At 43.4% G+C, this 16,403-nt stretch carries 14 protein-coding genes and 1 riboswitch; all 14 genes read right to left on the reverse strand.

Translation table 11 applies throughout. From position 1 onward, the window contains the following. Window positions 1-11 precede the first annotated feature (11 nt). The 14 genes from cbiB to cobM all read right to left on the reverse strand — a co-directional run bounded on the left by cbiB (window position 12) and on the right by cobM (window position 16,391). On the reverse strand, window positions 12-980 hold the full coding sequence (gene cbiB / locus BHF69_RS08320; RefSeq protein ID WP_075670547.1) for an adenosylcobinamide-phosphate synthase CbiB: 969 nt from the start codon (window positions 978-980) through the stop codon (window positions 12-14). Continuing rightward, on the reverse strand, window positions 977-3,016 hold the full coding sequence (locus BHF69_RS08325; RefSeq protein WP_075670549.1) for a cobyrinate a,c-diamide synthase: 2,040 nt from the start codon (window positions 3,014-3,016) through the stop codon (window positions 977-979). The genes cbiB and BHF69_RS08325 overlap by 4 nt, the downstream gene beginning before the upstream one ends. Continuing rightward, window positions 3,017-3,724 carry a precorrin-2 C(20)-methyltransferase gene (cobI, locus tag BHF69_RS08330; RefSeq protein ID WP_075670551.1) on the reverse strand — a complete coding sequence of 236 codons (708 nt, stop codon included), beginning with the start codon at window positions 3,722-3,724 and terminating at the stop codon, window positions 3,017-3,019. A 244-nt stretch (window positions 3,725-3,968) separates the two neighbouring features. Next, window positions 3,969-4,151: riboswitch (cobalamin riboswitch) on the reverse strand. A 72-nt stretch (window positions 4,152-4,223) separates the two neighbouring features. Continuing rightward, on the reverse strand, window positions 4,224-5,012 hold the full coding sequence (locus tag BHF69_RS08335) for a sirohydrochlorin cobaltochelatase (RefSeq protein WP_075670553.1): 789 nt from the start codon (window positions 5,010-5,012) through the stop codon (window positions 4,224-4,226). Window positions 5,013-5,024: 12 nt separating this feature from the next. Further along, window positions 5,025-6,341, reverse strand: coding sequence for an aldehyde dehydrogenase family protein (locus BHF69_RS08340; protein ID WP_075670555.1), 1,317 nt, complete (start codon window positions 6,339-6,341; stop codon window positions 5,025-5,027). Then, window positions 6,338-7,549, reverse strand: a complete 1,212-nt coding sequence (locus BHF69_RS08345) for a bifunctional cobalt-precorrin-7 (C(5))-methyltransferase/cobalt-precorrin-6B (C(15))-methyltransferase (RefSeq protein WP_075670557.1) — start codon at window positions 7,547-7,549, stop codon at window positions 6,338-6,340. The genes BHF69_RS08340 and BHF69_RS08345 overlap by 4 nt, the downstream gene beginning before the upstream one ends. Further along, window positions 7,542-8,630 (reverse strand): cobalt-precorrin-5B (C(1))-methyltransferase CbiD, encoded by a 1,089-nt coding sequence (gene cbiD / locus BHF69_RS08350; RefSeq protein ID WP_075670559.1) that lies wholly within the window; start codon window positions 8,628-8,630, stop codon window positions 7,542-7,544. The genes BHF69_RS08345 and cbiD overlap by 8 nt, the downstream gene beginning before the upstream one ends. Continuing rightward, window positions 8,631-9,257 (reverse strand): precorrin-8X methylmutase, encoded by a 627-nt coding sequence (locus BHF69_RS08355; RefSeq protein WP_075670561.1) that lies wholly within the window; start codon window positions 9,255-9,257, stop codon window positions 8,631-8,633. Window positions 9,258-9,277: 20 nt separating this feature from the next. Then, window positions 9,278-10,345 carry a nicotinate-nucleotide--dimethylbenzimidazole phosphoribosyltransferase gene (cobT, locus tag BHF69_RS08360; RefSeq protein WP_075670563.1) on the reverse strand — a complete coding sequence of 356 codons (1,068 nt, stop codon included), beginning with the start codon at window positions 10,343-10,345 and terminating at the stop codon, window positions 9,278-9,280. Between the two features lie 261 nt (window positions 10,346-10,606). Next, window positions 10,607-11,356, reverse strand: coding sequence for an adenosylcobinamide-GDP ribazoletransferase (gene cobS, locus BHF69_RS08365; RefSeq protein WP_075670565.1), 750 nt, complete (start codon window positions 11,354-11,356; stop codon window positions 10,607-10,609). Continuing rightward, entirely contained in the window at window positions 11,350-13,728 is a 2,379-nt protein-coding gene (hemC, locus tag BHF69_RS08370) for a hydroxymethylbilane synthase (RefSeq protein ID WP_075671787.1), read from the reverse strand. Before hemC ends, cobS begins: the two co-directional genes overlap by 7 nt. Continuing rightward, window positions 13,721-14,461: a precorrin-3B C(17)-methyltransferase gene (gene cobJ / locus BHF69_RS08375; RefSeq protein ID WP_075670567.1), complete on the reverse strand. Its 741-nt coding sequence runs from the start codon at window positions 14,459-14,461 to the stop codon at window positions 13,721-13,723. The genes hemC and cobJ overlap by 8 nt, the downstream gene beginning before the upstream one ends. Continuing rightward, window positions 14,449-15,642, reverse strand: coding sequence for a glutamyl-tRNA reductase (gene hemA / locus BHF69_RS08380; protein ID WP_075670569.1), 1,194 nt, complete (start codon window positions 15,640-15,642; stop codon window positions 14,449-14,451). Before hemA ends, cobJ begins: the two co-directional genes overlap by 13 nt. Further along, window positions 15,639-16,391, reverse strand: a complete 753-nt coding sequence (gene cobM / locus BHF69_RS08385; protein WP_075670571.1) for a precorrin-4 C(11)-methyltransferase — start codon at window positions 16,389-16,391, stop codon at window positions 15,639-15,641. Before cobM ends, hemA begins: the two co-directional genes overlap by 4 nt. Window positions 16,392-16,403: the final 12 nt, after the last annotated feature.

Here is a 16,403-nt window from a genome sequence, read left to right on the forward strand (position 1 = left end):
ATTCCTTTCTTTCACGATAACAGAAAGTAAACTCCTCCAAATAAGAGAAAACTGATAAAAAAACTTCCCATCATCAATCTCTGTGCACCACGAATATGTTCTGCACTGCATATCTTGATTTCTTCACCGATTGCTGGTTTTTCAACAGGCTTTCCAAAATAATCATGGGTTCCCCCAAGCTGTATTTCCATAGCTCCTGCTGCTACCGCTTCTGTCTGGGCACAGTTAGGACTCAGATGCGCTTTCTTATCCCGAAGATAGGTAGTAAACGCTCTTTTCCCGTTAAAGCCAGGCAAGAAGCTGGAACAAAGCATGGTCACTGCTCCAATCCTGGCTGGAAGGAAGTTGGCCGCATCGTCCAGTCTGGCTGACACCTTTCCCAGATACTCCAGTTCTTCATTGCGGTATCCAACCATGGAATCTAAGGTATTCACCGCTTTATATGCCATCCCCAAAGGTGCTCCTCCAAGAAACAGGTAAAAAAGCGGTGCAATGACTCCATCCGTGGTATTCTCCGCCACTGTTTCTACACAGGCTTTTGCCACTTCTTCTTCCGATAAGCTCTTGGTATCCCTTCCTACCAGATAGGAAATAGAAATTCTTGCTTTTGCAAGATCCCGGTTCTTCAGATCTTTATATACCTTATCACTTTCATTCTTTAGACATCTGGCAGCAAGAATCTGATACATCCAGAAAATTTCCAAAATCACAGCCGCCATAGGATGAATCAATGACACCCCGTAAAGAATGCCTGCAGTAATCCCATAGGCACCTGCTATAATGACCACTGCCAGAATTCCTCCGGCAATGATCTCCTGTCTTTTATGGATACCATGCTCTCTGCTGCACCATATCTGTAACCATCTCTTTAATCCAGCGATTCCTTTGCCGATCAATCGTACCGGATGATAAAGCCAGTATGGATCTCCAAAGCACAGATCCAAACACACTGCAATAAGAATCATTAAGATCCGATTCATACCAATTCCTCCTTTACCTGCTCGAGAAAGTTTTTTATGAATGATTCATTTCCCCGAAAGGACAGATGTGGATAGGCACAATATTGATTTTTCGTCACATATCCACTTTTCCAGCTTCTTTTTTCATTCTTTTTCACAATACAGGTAAAATCATCCCCATATTCCGCAGAATAATGAAATTCATGACCCTTTATGGGCGAGGTAAGAAGCCCCGCCGGTTCCTCTGCTAAGATAGTGACATAGCCGAAATGAAGATTCAACCTCTCTTTCATCTCTGTACGATGTCCAAATGCCTGACACATGGCAAATGTCTGTCCCTGCTGGTTCTTGATGGATTGTCCCAGATACATATAGCCTCCACATTCTGCCAGAATCGGCTTTCCATCCTGGCACCACTGCCGGATTTCCATCCGGATAGACTGGTTTTCTTCCAATTCCTTTGCAAAAAGCTCTGGATACCCTCCACCAAGATAGATTCCCTGTATGTCTTCTGGAAGCTTCTCATCTCTCATCGGTGAAAAAAATCTTAATTCCACCCCCAGTGCTTCTAACATCCGAAAATTATCCTCATAATAAAAGCAAAATGCTTCATCCAGGGCAACTCCTATTCTTACCGGATATTCTTTGCTTATGTGTTCTTCCTTTGTATTCAGATCTTTCGCTTTCTTTGCAAGAGATAAAAGCTGATCAACCTCTACGGTCTCTTCTATCTGGTCTGCCAGGGCATAAAGATATGTTTCCCATTGCTTCATCTCCCCTGCCATCGTAAGTCCAAGATGTCTGCTGGTAAGTGTCAATGTATCATTGACCGGTACATAACCAGCCACACAGATTCCACATTCTTCTTCGATCTTAGGTGCGATCTGCTGATAAAATCCTTTGCTGCATTGATTTAAAATCACTGCTTTTATGGTATTTTCCTGATAGTTTAAAATCCCCTGGATCATGGGAATGATTGTATTGGCTATCCCTTTTACAGAAAGAATCAATACTGCTGGTGTCTTCGTCTCTTTGGCCACCTCATAGGTACTTCCCTCTGTAGTACTTCCGATACCATCATAAAATCCCATAACTCCTTCTAAGATTCCAATATCTGCGCCCTTGCTATATTGATCAAACATCATTCCCATTCTTCCTTTATGAAAGACAGGATCTAAATTCACAGATGCACGCCCGGTAAGCCGCGTATGATACATGGGATCAATGTAATCAGGGCCACATTTATATCCCTGTACAGTAAGTCCCCGATTCTTCAGACATTGCATCAATCCAAGGGTTATGGTGGTCTTTCCAGTCCCACTTCCGGCTGCCGTCACAAGCAGTCTTGGAACCTTTCTTTCCTCTGGTTTTTGAATCATCAACACAGGAATATGACACCTTTTTGCAGCTTCGATCTTTTCCGGCACTCCCCCCGGTACCCCACTATCTTTGGTAACCAATACTGCTGCCCTTGTCTTACGGATCAACTGTTCATTGTCCTCTATGGAAAATGGTGGATCTAATTCTATAACATGTTCTTTATCATATCCTGATTTCAGGCATTGCCAAAGAGAATTTCCTTTTTTTAACACCCTTACAAAGATTTCTTTTCCCTCCAGATGTTCCTGGTATGTTCCTGCCGTCTTTACCCCTGTGGTCAATAAGATAGGACCGTGACAACTTTTCAGATATTCTATGGCTTCTCTTGTATCAGAAACCATGATCAGATTCTCATAATCATATTGGGTACTCTTTCTCACTACTCTCTCGTACGGAATCTTAAGCCTCTGGCACGCCTCCTTTACATTAGCCGTCACTATATCTGCAAAGGGATGCGAAGCGTCGAAGACCTTCTTTGGTCTATGCTGTTTAAAATATGTAAAAAACTCCTCCTCGGTCTTTCTCCCTTCCACAATGGAAATCCCATATTGTGCAAGCATGTCTGTCCCAAGCTTTGTTGCGACAAATGCCACTGGACATTCTTTTTCTTTTAGCAGCTTTTCCACCACTGCTTTGGATTCTGTCGTTCCTGCGATCACTGCAATATATTCTTCCATCTATCTGATCTCCATCTTTTCTGGCTGTTTTATGATCAGCGTCGTAAAGTATCCATATTCCTGTTCTGGCAGAATCCTTCCGATATATTCCGATGGCATACCACAGTTTGCGATCACGCTGGTAGAACCCAGATACCCTTTTTCTTTTAGGATCTTATATATTTCATTTATCTTTCTTCCAGCCTTCATAACAATCACAGTATGATACTGTTCCAATGCCTGTCCAAGCTGGGATGCATTCTTATAGGAAGGCATCACCACAAAGCTTTCCCGACCTTCCACAATGGAAATCAGAGCTTTGCTGGCTCCTGCACAAAAGGATGGAATTCCTGGAATCATTTCCGTTGAAAACTCTTTTTCCAATTCTTTTTTTACATACATAAAAGTACTATAAATTCCAATATCTCCCAACGCAATCATCGCAACCTGATGTCCCTGCTCCAATTCCTTCTTCACAGCAGCAACTGCTTCCTTTCTGGATTGGATTCGCTCTTGCTTCTCCCTGCTCATGGAAAAGATTACTGGAAGAATGGTCTGATCTTTGATGCTGCAGGCTCCCTTGACGATTTCAAAGGCTACACTTTTTTCTCCCTGGCACTTGACCGGTACTGCAATGACATCTGCCTGTTCAATGGCCCTTACTGCCTTTAGCGTCATAAGTTCTGGATCTCCCGGTCCAACTCCTATTCCAATTAGCTTTCCTTTCATCAATACCCTCCGTTAAATAATCGTAATCTGGCACATTTTCATTGCCTCCACTTTTCTTTCATTCTATCATATAAGGAACAAAAAAAGACCCTTTCTATTACAGAAATGATCTTTAGGAATTGCCTGTGAAACGATTCATGCTCCGATATGCCAATGAATCATCTCCAAATTTGCATATACAAAATTAAGACCGCCATGACCAGCGTCTTATATACAGGTACATCCTTTATCATCCGTAAAGTTATCGATGTTTTCTCGCTAAGCAGGTCTTCTGGCTTAAGAATCATCAAATACCACCTCTTCCCAGTTGTCATGACCAGTGAGCTTGTGGCTTCTCCTCTTTTACAGCAGCGGGACTGCGCAGGACTTGCACCTGTCTTCCCTTTTACTCTCCCATCACAGGAGTACTTAGCAATCTATGAAGTTTTATCAAAACAATCATCGTGTTTCAAAATTATAATTATTATTTAATTGCATGCAATCAGTATTATCATATCATTTATGAAGAAAAAAGCAAGTTCTTTTTCATACGCTCCACGTATAACTGAGGAATTCCATCCAAAAGTCCCATACCCGTAATAGCCTCAGATACCTCATATCCTTTTTCCAGGAGTTCTGATTTCCAGGAGTCCTCTTCTCCTGCCAGATCATTCTGAGCATGGTCACCTGCCACGATCATCATTAGCATCAAATGGACCTTCTTGATCTTTTTCGTCTTCAGACGCTTTTCAATGTAATCCAGTCCTGGAAACCCCTCTACAGTCCCCACATAGACATTCTCTCTTCCCAGATAGCGAAACATATTCTCCATCTGACTATAGGCTCCATTGGCAAAATGTGCACTTCCATGTCCCATAAATACCACTGCCTCATCTTCCTTATACTCCGGCATCTGCCCTAACAAAATACGTGCAGTCTGCTTAAAGTCTTCCTCCGATGTCAGAAGCGGCTCTCCCATGGTCAGCTTCTGAAACAGCTTTTTGTATGGCAACACTGCATTCCGGACTTTTTCATATTCCTGACCATTTATGATATGGGTCGGTTGGCAGATCACCTCCGTATACCCCTCTTCATAAAGATACTGGAGTGCCCTCTTCATATCCATGATTTCAATCCCTCTGGTCCTTTTTAGCTTCCGAATGATCATTCCCGACGTAAATACCCGAAAAAAATCATATTCTGGAAAGGTTTCCTTAAATTCATCTTCAATCTTTTCGATGGCATGTACCGCATTTTCAAATGTAGTACCAAAGCTGACCACCAGCAATGCTTTCTTTTGATGTCTCATAAACACTCCTTTTTATTTCAAAATTTTCTTCAGCAGCTGCATCTTGTCTGTAAATGGCGGATACATAACACTGCTCCCGCCAGCACTGGAACGGCGCATCACACTTTTGATATTGGAAAAGGTATCAAACCCCGCCTTTCCATGGTATTTTCCTGTGCCGCTGCTTCCTACTCCACCAAATGGAAGATATGTAGTCGCAGCCTGAAGCATGGTATCATTGATACAGATACTTCCTGCAAAGCAATGATTCTTTACATATTCTTCATGCTCCTTATCTTTTGTAAAAAGATAGAGTGCCGGCGAATGATGAAATCGGTCGATCTTATCTATGGCCTCTTCCCATGTCTGATACGTGATCAATGGCAGAATCGGCCCAAAGATCTCCGTCTTCATCATTTCTGAGCATAAGGAATTCTCATATACCACTGTTGGTGCAATTTGAAGGGTCATAGTATCAAATTCTCCGCCGATGATGATTTCCTGATGTTCGATCAGGTCCATCAGCCGATAAAAATGAATATGATTAATAATCTTACCATAGTCTGGACTTTTTAAAGGCTCTTTTCCATAAAACTGCCGAATATATCTTCTAACATATTGGATAAATGCATCCTTCACCGACTCATCGATCAACACAAACTCCGGTGCCGTGCTGCTTTGTCCACAATTTAGAAACTTTCCACGCACGATCCTTTTGGCTGCCGAACGAAGATTACAGGTCTTATCCACGATGCAGGGAGTCTTTCCGCCCATTTGAAGACAGACCGGCGTCATCTGTGAAGCTGCCTTTTCCATAATAATCCTGCCCACCCTCTTGCTTCCTGTAAAAAAAATAAAGTCAAACTTCTTATCCAGCAGATCCATGGTCACCTTGGGGCCTCCTGTCATGACACGAACCCTGGACGTATGAAAATTTTCCGTCAGCATCTCATAAATTACCTTCTGAGAATGCTCTGCAATTTCTGAAGGTTTTATGGTTACCTGATTTCCAGCTGCCCACGCATGGATCAAAGGAATCAACGTCAGATGAAAAGGATAGTTCCATGGGGAAAGAATCAATACTCTTCCATACGGCTCCCGATATACCATACTGGTAGCTGGCATATGGGATAATGGTGTAGGTACAGTCTTAAACTTCATCCAGCTGGATAAATATTTGATTGTATAATTAAGCTCCATCAGAATCAGTCCGATTTCTGATTCATAGGCTTCAAATGCTGATTTACCGAGATCTGCCTCCAATGCTCTGTATATTTCTTTTTCATATCCCTTTATCACATCTCTAAGCTTCATCAGCAGATTGATTCGTTCTCGATAATCCAATATCATAGATCCACCTCCAATATCCAGACAGGATGATTCATCTGGGTTGTATGGTAAGCGCCAACAGCCTTGCTTTGTCCAATCTGAACCTGTATATAAGAAAACCCTTCTCTCTTGGATAAGATTCGTACTGCTTCTGATAAGGTCTCCATAGTTACAGCAGTCATGACAAAATGTACCTTATTAGGCAGCTTTGCAAGATAGTCCACGACTGTCTCTAATTCTCCCTCACTGCCTCCCAAAAAGACCCGGTCTGGATCAGGCAGCTTTTCCAGTACTTCTTGGATTCTTCCGGAAATCACCGAAAGATTCTTGCATCCAAATCTCTCCTTATTCTGATGAATCAATGCAAGAGCTGCCTCTTTATATTCCACACTATATACCTCTCCAAAAGGTATATGCCTTGCCATCTCAATGCTGATGGACCCGGTTCCTGCTCCAAGATCCCACACACAATCCCATGGCTGTACCTCCAGCTTATGCATGATCAAAATACGGACTTCCTCTTTTGTCATCGGTACTTTGCCTCGGATAAACTGAGAATCTTTTAAATAATTTTGCACCGTAATGCTCTTTGCATCCGGATTTTCTACACAGACCACGCTAAATCCCGGATATTGCTCTGCGGCGGCCTTTTTGGCTGTCACCGTAACAACACTTTCTTTCTCCTGATATAAAAAGCTTCCAATGGTCAGCATACATTGTTCCAGTCCATATTGACACAGTGCCTTTCCGATCCGTTCCGGGGGAAAGGTATTGCTGCACAAAAAGAACGCCTTCGGGCTGGTATATGCCTGATAAGACACATATCCTTCTGATTCATTCCTTCCATGAACGCTGCACAATGCTACTTCTTCCAGCGTCACTCCCATTCTGGCTGCCAGAGCCTGATAAGAACTGATCCCTGGTATCAATTTTGTCTTCCAATGGTATCCGGAACGAGCAATGGTTCCTGCCAGACTATAATAATGCACATCCCCGGATACTAACACGCACACATCTCCAAGGCGTTGCTTCTCCTCAATCCACTGCAGACAGTTCTGAAGATCTTTAAGCACATGCATTTCTGGTGCTGCTATCCTATAGGAATCTGCCAATGAAAGCAGCCGGGCAGATCCAACCACATAAGGACATGCCTCCAATACTTTTATGGCCTCCTTTGTCAGACATGCATCCTCTCCTGGTCCCATTCCAATTATAAATACATTACTCATGTTCTTTCACCACCTCTGCCAGTAACTCTGCAACGCTCTGGCTTTCTGCTTTTACTGCTCCGTTTCCTCCAAAGAATACAATCCCTGTCTTCATCTGCTTTCGTCCACACTGCCAGGTTCTTTCCTCTGCTTTTTCCACAATACTCTCCCACAAAAACTGCAGGTGATGTTCCTCTAAAACATCGTCTGCTTCTCTTGCTGTCCTACATTCATAAAGCCTTTTTATGATCTCTGTTTTCACTCCATGTAAAGCTGCATGAGTACATAAAATCTCCATCTTACCGTCCGCTACATGGCTATGTGTATTCATAATACCGCCGGCCAGCTTCATCAGCTTTCCATACTGACCCGCAATCAAGATCCCCTCGATGCCAAGATCTGCTGCTTTCTCGATGAGAAATCCGATATGATTGCCTGCCATCAGCACTGGTTCCACCTGTCCATACTGCTCCTTAAGCATTTTCTCGCCCTGATTTCCAGTGACAAAAACTACATATCGGTATCCCTGCTCATAGATCATGGAAAGCTCCAGAGACAAGGAATCCTTGATAGCATCCTCACTCATAGGCCGCACGATGCCGGTAGTGCCAAGAATGGAAATTCCTCCCAATACTCCCAGCTTAGGATTTAACGTCTTTTGGGCAATTTTCTCACCATCTGGAACACATACCGTCACTTTGGCTCCTTCCCTTTCAAGATAAGGTACCAAATGTTCTCTTACCATCTTTCTGGGAACCGGATTAATGGCAGGTTCTCCTACAGGAAGAGAAAGACCTGGTCTGGTCACCTTCCCCACACCTTTCCCGGCCACAAATACAATCCTTTCCGGCTGCTCTTTTAATAATTCCACTTTCGTAATAATCCTGCAGCCATCCGTCACATCCGGATCGTCTCCTCCGTCCTTTCGAACCCAGCAGGTTCCAAATTCCATGGGATGGATCTCTATTTTTAATTTTCTTCCTATTGGCGTTTCTATTTCTACCCATTCTGGGCAATGTCCGGTCTTCTGCCAGAGAACAGAAGCCAGGGCTCCTGCTGTCATACAGGAACCGGTAGAAATACCTTCCCGAAGTCTTTTCATCTATGCCTGATAAATAAGGGCATTGCAGATTGCCGCTGCAATGGTACTGCCACCCTTTCTTCCTTTCGCTATAATATGAGGAATCTCACTTTCTAAAAATAATTCTTTCGATTCAATGACATTGACAAATCCTACCGGTACACCTATGACAAGTACAGGGTCTACTTTCCCATCCTGAATCAATTCATAGAGATGAATCAAGGCCGTAGGTGCATTGCCAATGGCAAAGATTACCGGACCTTCCATCTTTGCTCCCCGTTCCATGCAAATGACCGCTCTCGTACATCCACGTTCTTTTGCTTCCTGGGCCACATCCTCGTGATCCATAAAGCAGTATACCTGTCCGCCAAACTGGGCGAGTCTCTTTTTATTAATTCCAGAAGCTGCCATCCTGGTATCTGTAATGATAGATGCGCCATCTCTGATGGCCTGAATGGCCTGACGGGCTGCATCCTCCGAAAAAATCAGATTATTCGCATAATCAAAATCTGCAGAAGTATGAATACATCGCTTTACAACTGGTTCCTCATACTCAGGAAATTTTCTTTCCCCCAGTTCCTCTGTGATCATTTCCATGCTTTTTTTTTCAATTTCTGACGGTTTTACAATTTTTATATTTTCTAACATATTCTTTCCTTCTAAATTTCTTAATCCAGTGGCACATAATCCTCAATGTCCGCTTCATCAAAGCTTGGAATTCCTTCATAAGCTGCCAGTGCATAATCCATAAAGGTAAAGCACATTGCCGCTCCGGTTCCTTCCCCCAGACGCATATTCCCATAAAAATATGGGTCCAGAGAAAGTGCTTTTAACATCTTCTTTCCTGCCGGTTCATCGGAACAATGAGATGCAAAAAGGTATTCTCTGACTTCTGGTGCCATCTGTACCGCTATATAAGCAGCTACCGATGAGATAAAACCATCGATCACAACCGGCATCTGGTAATATGCTCCTCCCAGATAGCAACCTGCCATACCTGCCACCTCTAATCCTCCAATTTTAGAAATCACATCCAGCATATCCTTCCTATCAGGCTGATGGAGTTTCAGACTGTCTTTGATAACCTGGATCTTATTCTTTAAAGCCTGACTGGTCAGACCCGCTCCCTTACCAGTCACTTCTTCTACCGGAACCTCCAACAGGTATGCACAGATTGCCGAGCTGATGGTCGTATTTCCAATTCCCATCTCTCCAATGGCAGCAGCCTCATAGCCCTGCTTCTTTAATTCTCCGATTACCTGGATTCCCGTCAAAATGGCCTTGGCAGCCTCTTCTCGTGTCATAGCCGGTTCTCTTCGAATATTGCCTGTTCCATAGCGAACCTTTCTCTTCCATATGCCCTGGGCATAAAGGTCAGCAGCCACTCCCACATCCACTGGTATCAGATCTGCATGCGCCACTTCGGCAAAAGGCGTAATAGAAGATGCCGTCACAGTCATATTCTCCATAACGGATCGCGTCACTTCACTTCCAGTCTGCGTCACTCCTTCTTCTACCACTCCATGGTCACCTGCCATGATCACAATGGCCCTTTTGTCCACTTTTGGATGCATTGTATGGTAAATACTCCCAAGCTGCCCCACCATCTCTTCTAATCTGCCAAGTCCTCCGATCGGCTTTGCCAGATGGTTCCATCGCTCCATAATCGCCGCTTGATATTTTGGATTACTATGCGGAATACTATTTATTATCTTCTTTAATTCATTTTCTATCATATTTTTATACTCCAATGTTCCTTTCGGATCTTTTACGTTTTCTATTCTATCATTTTTTTCTATATTCCTCTACTTTTTCCTGAAGTTTTCAGAAATTTGGACAAAGAAAAAAGGTGGTAAGAATGCCCATTTTCTTATCACCTTGAACAATAACACCTAGTAAAGGAGTATCTAGTAATTATACCCTTATGTATCTACAATGCTCATTATATAGAATAGTTAAATAAATGTCAATCCTTTTTAGTTATTTTTTTAACTATCTTAAAGAATCCGAAAGAACCCATATAGACAGAGTAAAAACAGGATTTCTGCTAATTCATTGGCCGCTCCCATTACATCTCCGGTCAATCCTCCAAGAATCTTTTCCACATATCTGCGAAATCCATAAATCAGCACAAAAACCGTCACTGCTGCCGCCAGTCCACAAATTCCAAAGCTTATCGTCATGATCAAAATACCAATGAGACTGCATACAAGTGTTCTTCCTCCACTTAATGTCCCAATAAATAGCCCCAGCCCTTTTTCCCTGGCATAGGTTCCTTTGTATCCAACCATTCCCTGAACCATTTTGCCAGCAACAGGAAGAACCAGGAATAGCAGCCATAATGGAGCATTTAACATTTTTCCCGTACAAAGGCCGGCAAACCGAAATGCAAAATCGAACACAATGGCGATGACTCCATTGGTTCCCACCCTGCTATCCTTCATGATTTCCAGCATCCGTTCTCTCTTTCTTGCCGAATAAATGCCATCTACAGTGTCAGCCAGACCATCCACATGAAAAGCTCCGGTTGCAAACACCAGCGCAAGCATCCCGCACATGATCGCGATTATATCAGGAAATATGTACGCAGCTACTTGGTAAGACAGGGCACTGATACCTCCCAGCACCAGCCCTACCATCGGGAAATAGATGATTCCCTTTTCCAGGTCTCCATCCCTGACTTCCCAATTAATATTGACAGGAATACGGGTCAAAAATCCTAATGTCAATCGAAATCCTTTTAACATATCCTCACATCCTCTATCATTGCCTGACACATACCCTCCACAGTATATACTTTCGCTGTCTGTTCTATAAAAAATCCATACTGCCTCAATGTTTTTGTCGTTACCGGTCCAATGCTGATGATCTTAGGCAATGGTCCTTTATAATCCCGGATCATTTCCGCAAAGGCCTTTACCGCACTGGAACTTCCAAAGGTGATATAATCCAGCTGTGGAAGTTGCCTTAGCAGTTCTTCCTGCTTTCTCTCCTCCATCACGGTTTCATAAAGTCCCAGATCTTCAAACGGAATGCCATGGGCTTTTAGCGCTTCCGGAAGTGCATGAGAGGCCTCCACTGCACGAAATAGCCCTACATAATCCTGCTTTCCAAGCATTGGAACCAATCCCTTTGCCAGATCCTCGCTGGAAAACGCATCTGGAATATAATCACTGGCGAATCCATGTTCCAAAAGTGCCCTTTTCGTTCCACTGCCAATGACTGCAAATTTGATATTGGCAAGATTTCGAAAATCAATTCTTTGCTCCCTTAAAGCCTGAAAGAAGTATTCTACTCCATTGGCACTGGTAAAGACTGCCCAGGTAAATTTATTTAAATGACCAAGGTCCATATGCTTTCTTTTCGTATCGATCAGACTAAAGGCTATGGGTTCTCCACCGTATTTTCGTACTTCTTCGATTAGATGTGCTGCCAGACGTCTGGTTCCGGTAGCCATGATCCTTTTTCCAAACAGCTCCCCTTTCTCAAACCAGGCAAGCTCTTTTCCGTAGGCTGTCACATCTCCAATCACAATAATGGCCGGTGTCTGAATCTGATTCTTCTGACAGATTTCTTCTATATTCTCAAGACTTCCATAAACTGCCCGCTGTCTGGCTGTCGTTCCCTGTTTAATCACTGCAGTAGGCGTCTTTGGATCTTTTCCATGAAGAATCAGTTGCTGAACAATATTTGGAAGATTAGAAAGCCCCATTAAAAATACAAGGGTTCCCTCTTCCTTTGCCAGCGTATCAAAATTTAGAACAGAATTGCCCCTTTTCTCCTTGCTTTCGTGTCCGGTAATAATATGAAGAGAAGATGCACAAGTGCGATGGGTAACTGGAATTCCTGCATAAGCTGGTACAGCATAGGCAGATGATACTCCGGGAATGACCACATATTCAATGCCTTCCTTTCGAAGCTCCATCGCTTCCTCTCCCCCTCTTCCAAAGATAAAAGGGTCGCCTCCCTTTAACCGCACCACGTCATATCCCTGCTTTGCATAGTCGATCAGTACCTGATTAATACTTTCCTGTTTCAGATGGTGATGAGTAGAACGCTTCCCTGCATAGACGAGTCTGGCTTGTTCTTTCGCTTCATTCAACAAAGACATGGAAATCAGATTGTCATATACGATGACATCCGCTCTTTTGATGGCTTCCAAGCCTTTTATGGTAATCAGTCCTGCATCTCCCGGACCAGCACCGACAAAAGTAACCTTTCCATATACCGGCTTCTTTAAGATGCTTTCTCCCACTTTTCTTCCAAGTGCTCCCGCTTCTGTGATGCTTCCTTCACACACGACATACACAGGATTTTTGCCATTTTCTGCAAACATCGCCTTCATCCGCATATGATCTTCTTCTAATGTGGTATGCACTGCCGCTGGTGCATTGCAGCCTCCTCCGATCACAGATAAAAACTGTCTTTCTGCCTGTAAGACCGCTGCTGCTTCTGGACAATGAATCGCAGATAGAACCTCTTCCAAATCTCCGTCCCTGCCTTCCACTGCCAGAATTCCCTGTCCAACGGCAGGCAAAAACTGCTCTGGATCCATATATTCATAGAACAGCCCTTCCTCTCGATCCATGCCGAGTCGCTTCAATCCAGCGGCTGCCAGCACGATGGCATCATATTCACCTGCCATCAGCTTGGAGACTCTGGTCTGTACATTGCCACGAAGAACCTTGATCTGAAGATCTGAATTGATTCTTTTAGCCTGAAGCTCCCTTCGAAGGCTGCTGGTGCCGAGCACTGCTCCTTTGGGCAGATCCTTTAATAAGATTCCTGTTGTGGTCAAAATTACATCTCTGGAATCGGTACGATCCAAAACTGCTTTCAGTCCAAGACCTTTTGGAAATGCCATTGGCATATCCTTGGCACTATGTACTGCCAGATCGATTTCTCCACTTATCAGAGCCTCTTCCAGTTCCTTGGTAAATACGCCTTTCCCTCCAAAAGAAGCCAGGGAACGCTTCAGATCCTGATCTCCTTTGGTAGACATTTTTATAATCTCAACACTGAGTTCTGGAAATCGACTTAAAATCTTCTGCTTAACGATTTCCGTCTGAATCAGTGCCAATTTACTTTTTCTTGTTCCAATTCTCAATACTTTACTCATATTTCTTTTCATAACCTCTTGGCGTAATCATCTTTCCATCTAAAATATAGGTGGAGGAATTTCCAATAATCACCACGCAAAACATATCCAGAGGCATATCCTTTAGCTCTCCAAGCGTAGTCAGATAAGAGCTTTCCTCTGGTCTGCCAGCATGGCGTACCACACCCACTGGAGTTTGTGAATTTCTATATCGTAGTAGAATATCTGCTGCCTGTTCCACATAGGTTTTTCTCTTCTTGCTTTTAGGATTATAGAGGCAGGTAACCATATCCGCCATTCCTGCACACTCTATCCGTTTTAAGATCAGTTCCAACGGCGTCATCAAATCACTTAAGCTGATTACAGAAAAATCATGCATCAGCGGTGCCCCAAGAATTGCCGCTGCCGCACTGGCAGCAGTGATTCCTGGAACCACCTGAATCTCAATATCTGCATGCTTTTTCTGAGCCACTTCCATAACGATTCCTGCCATTCCATAGATTCCACTGTCTCCGCTGCTTACCATTGCGATGTGATCATACTGTCCGGCCAACTCCACGGCCATCTCACAGCGCTTGATTTCCTGCATCATCGGCGTAGCAATATATTCTTTTTCTGGAAATAAAGGCTTTAACAACTCCACATAAGTCGTATATCCTATTACCATCTCTGCTTCTTCTATGACCTTTACTGCCCGGTTTGTCATATCTTCATATCCCCCAGGGCCAAATCCTACTACTGTCAATCTTCCCATTGTCGGTTCCTCTCATTCAGACATTGAAAAAATGCCTCCAGATTCTTCGGATCTGCACTGTCCCTGACCTGATAAAACAGCTTTTTTATGGCATATTTCATATCTTTTTTTTCATTTTCACACATCATAAATTGGGTGATGGTCTGCATCACCTGATCATTTTCCTTAAAAATCCGCCATCGTTCAAACTTGGCTTCATAATCATCCAAAATAAATTCTGCAGCCTCTGCCTCTTTTTGTTTTTTCTCATTATTAGCTCTGGATATTTTCTCAAAATCATCAATATTATAATAGACTACCCGGTCTAAATCTTTCACTGATTTTTCAATATCCATTGGCACTGCAAGGTCGATGCATACTCTCTTTTTCCTCTTTGTTATGGCATTTGAAAATCCCTGCTCGGTAATCGTATAATGGGGACTTGCGGTAGCACTGATGATGACATCCATCTCATCCAGATATTCATAGCGTTTCTCATAGGGAATCTGTTCAAATAAAAGTCCATGCGTCCCAATGCTGCTTCGCCTTACAGTTGCATAGATAGAAACCCCCTTTACACATTGAAGATTTTTCAGGACGATAGAACCAATCTTCCCGCTTGCTCCAATGATCAATACCTTTTTCCCTTCCAGTCCCAAAAGCTCCTGATCGGCCTTCTTAATGGCAAGACTTGCGGTAGATACGGATGTTTTCGAAAGTTCTGTCTCCGTCTTGACCTTTTTGGCCCCTGTCACTGCATAACGAAACAATGTATTTAGATAAACTCCCGTAGTTCCAAGTTCCATTCCATATTCATGTGCCTCCTTTACCTGACCTAAAATCTGGTCTTCACCGATGACCATGGAATCCAGTCCTGCCGCCACCTGAAACAGATGATGGCTGGCCTTCTGATCCTGGAAAAAGCGGAGATAAGAACTGGCCTTTCCTTCTTTTGTAAGCCCTGCTGCATTTAATAGCAGCTTCTGCATCACTGCAAACACCTCTCTCTTTTCTTCCTGGTCATTGCCATAACAGTAAAGCTCAGTCCGGTTACAGGTGGATATGAGAATGCATTCCTCCACTTCCTTTGTCAGCACCAGCCTTTCCATAATCTTTGCCTGTTCTTCTCTGGAAAAAGAAAACTTCTCCCGAATAGAAAGAGGGGCATACTGATAACTGACACTGATCAACTGAATGCTCATAGGCTTCCCCTCCGATACTCATGGGTAAAGGTCTTATCATATAATCTGGACAATTCATATTCATCTCCCAGAAAATCACCTACAACAATCAATGCCGTCTTTCGAATCCCCGCTTTTTTCACCTGTTCGGCGATATCCTCTAAAGTTCCCTTTATAATCATCTGATCCTCCCACGAAGCTTTATATACCACCGCTGCCGGCGTATCCTTTCGATACTCCTTCTTAAGCTCCATAGTCAACTGGTCAATCATTCCCACACTTAAGAAAATTACCATAGTGGCATTATGCCTTGCCAGATCACGCAGTTTTTCCTTTGGGGGCACCGGTGTTCTTCCTTCCATTCTGGTCAGGATCACAGTCTGGCTTACGTTTGGAAGCGTATATTCCTTTTTTAATGCTGCAGCAGCAGCAAAAAAGGAGCTGACTCCCGGAATCACCTCATATGGAATCCTCATTCGCTCTAAAGCGTCCATCTGCTCTCTATGTGCTCCAAATACCGCCGGATCCCCTGTATGCACTCTGGCCGTCAAATATCCTTTTTCCTCTGCCTCCTGCATCACGGAAAGGACTTCCTCTAACGTCATGCTGGCACTATTATAGATTTTAGCCTCCGGCTTCGCATCCTTTAATATCTCTTTATTCACTAAAGAGCCGGCGTAAATAATTACGTCGGCTTTGTCTATGATCTTTTTTCCTTTCACTGTCAGCAATTCCGGATCTCCAGGGCCTGCTCCAATAAAATATACCATACGATTATCCTC

Origin of the sequence: Anaerostipes sp. 992a (assembly GCF_001940245.1) — a bacterium.
Classification (GTDB): domain Bacteria; phylum Bacillota; class Clostridia; order Lachnospirales; family Lachnospiraceae; genus Fimousia.

Excerpts from the sequence above, each read along its gene's own strand:
- BHF69_RS08340 (WP_075670555.1), bottom strand. The coding sequence starts at position 6,341 with ATGATATTGGATTATCGAGAACGAATCAATCTGCTGATGAAGCTTAGA.
- cbiD (WP_075670559.1), bottom strand. The coding sequence starts at position 8,630 with ATGAAAAGACTTCGGGAAGGTATTTCTACCGGTTCCTGTATGACAGCA.
- BHF69_RS08325 (WP_075670549.1), bottom strand. The coding sequence starts at position 3,016 with ATGGAAGAATATATTGCAGTGATCGCAGGAACGACAGAATCCAAAGCA.
- hemC (WP_075671787.1), bottom strand. The coding sequence starts at position 13,728 with ATGAGTAAAGTATTGAGAATTGGAACAAGAAAAAGTAAATTGGCACTG.
- cobI (WP_075670551.1), bottom strand. The coding sequence starts at position 3,724 with ATGAAAGGAAAGCTAATTGGAATAGGAGTTGGACCGGGAGATCCAGAA.
- cobT (WP_075670563.1), bottom strand. The coding sequence starts at position 10,345 with ATGATAGAAAATGAATTAAAGAAGATAATAAATAGTATTCCGCATAGT.
- hemA (WP_075670569.1), bottom strand. The coding sequence starts at position 15,642 with ATGAGCATTCAGTTGATCAGTGTCAGTTATCAGTATGCCCCTCTTTCT.
- BHF69_RS08335 (WP_075670553.1), bottom strand. The coding sequence starts at position 5,012 with ATGAGACATCAAAAGAAAGCATTGCTGGTGGTCAGCTTTGGTACTACA.
- cobJ (WP_075670567.1), bottom strand. The coding sequence starts at position 14,461 with ATGGGAAGATTGACAGTAGTAGGATTTGGCCCTGGGGGATATGAAGAT.
- BHF69_RS08355 (WP_075670561.1), bottom strand. The coding sequence starts at position 9,257 with ATGTTAGAAAATATAAAAATTGTAAAACCGTCAGAAATTGAAAAAAAA.
- BHF69_RS08345 (WP_075670557.1), bottom strand. The coding sequence starts at position 7,549 with ATGAGTAATGTATTTATAATTGGAATGGGACCAGGAGAGGATGCATGT.
- cbiB (WP_075670547.1), bottom strand. The coding sequence starts at position 980 with ATGAATCGGATCTTAATGATTCTTATTGCAGTGTGTTTGGATCTGTGC.
- cobM (WP_075670571.1), bottom strand. The coding sequence starts at position 16,391 with ATGGTATATTTTATTGGAGCAGGCCCTGGAGATCCGGAATTGCTGACA.
- cobS (WP_075670565.1), bottom strand. The coding sequence starts at position 11,356 with ATGTTAAAAGGATTTCGATTGACATTAGGATTTTTGACCCGTATTCCT.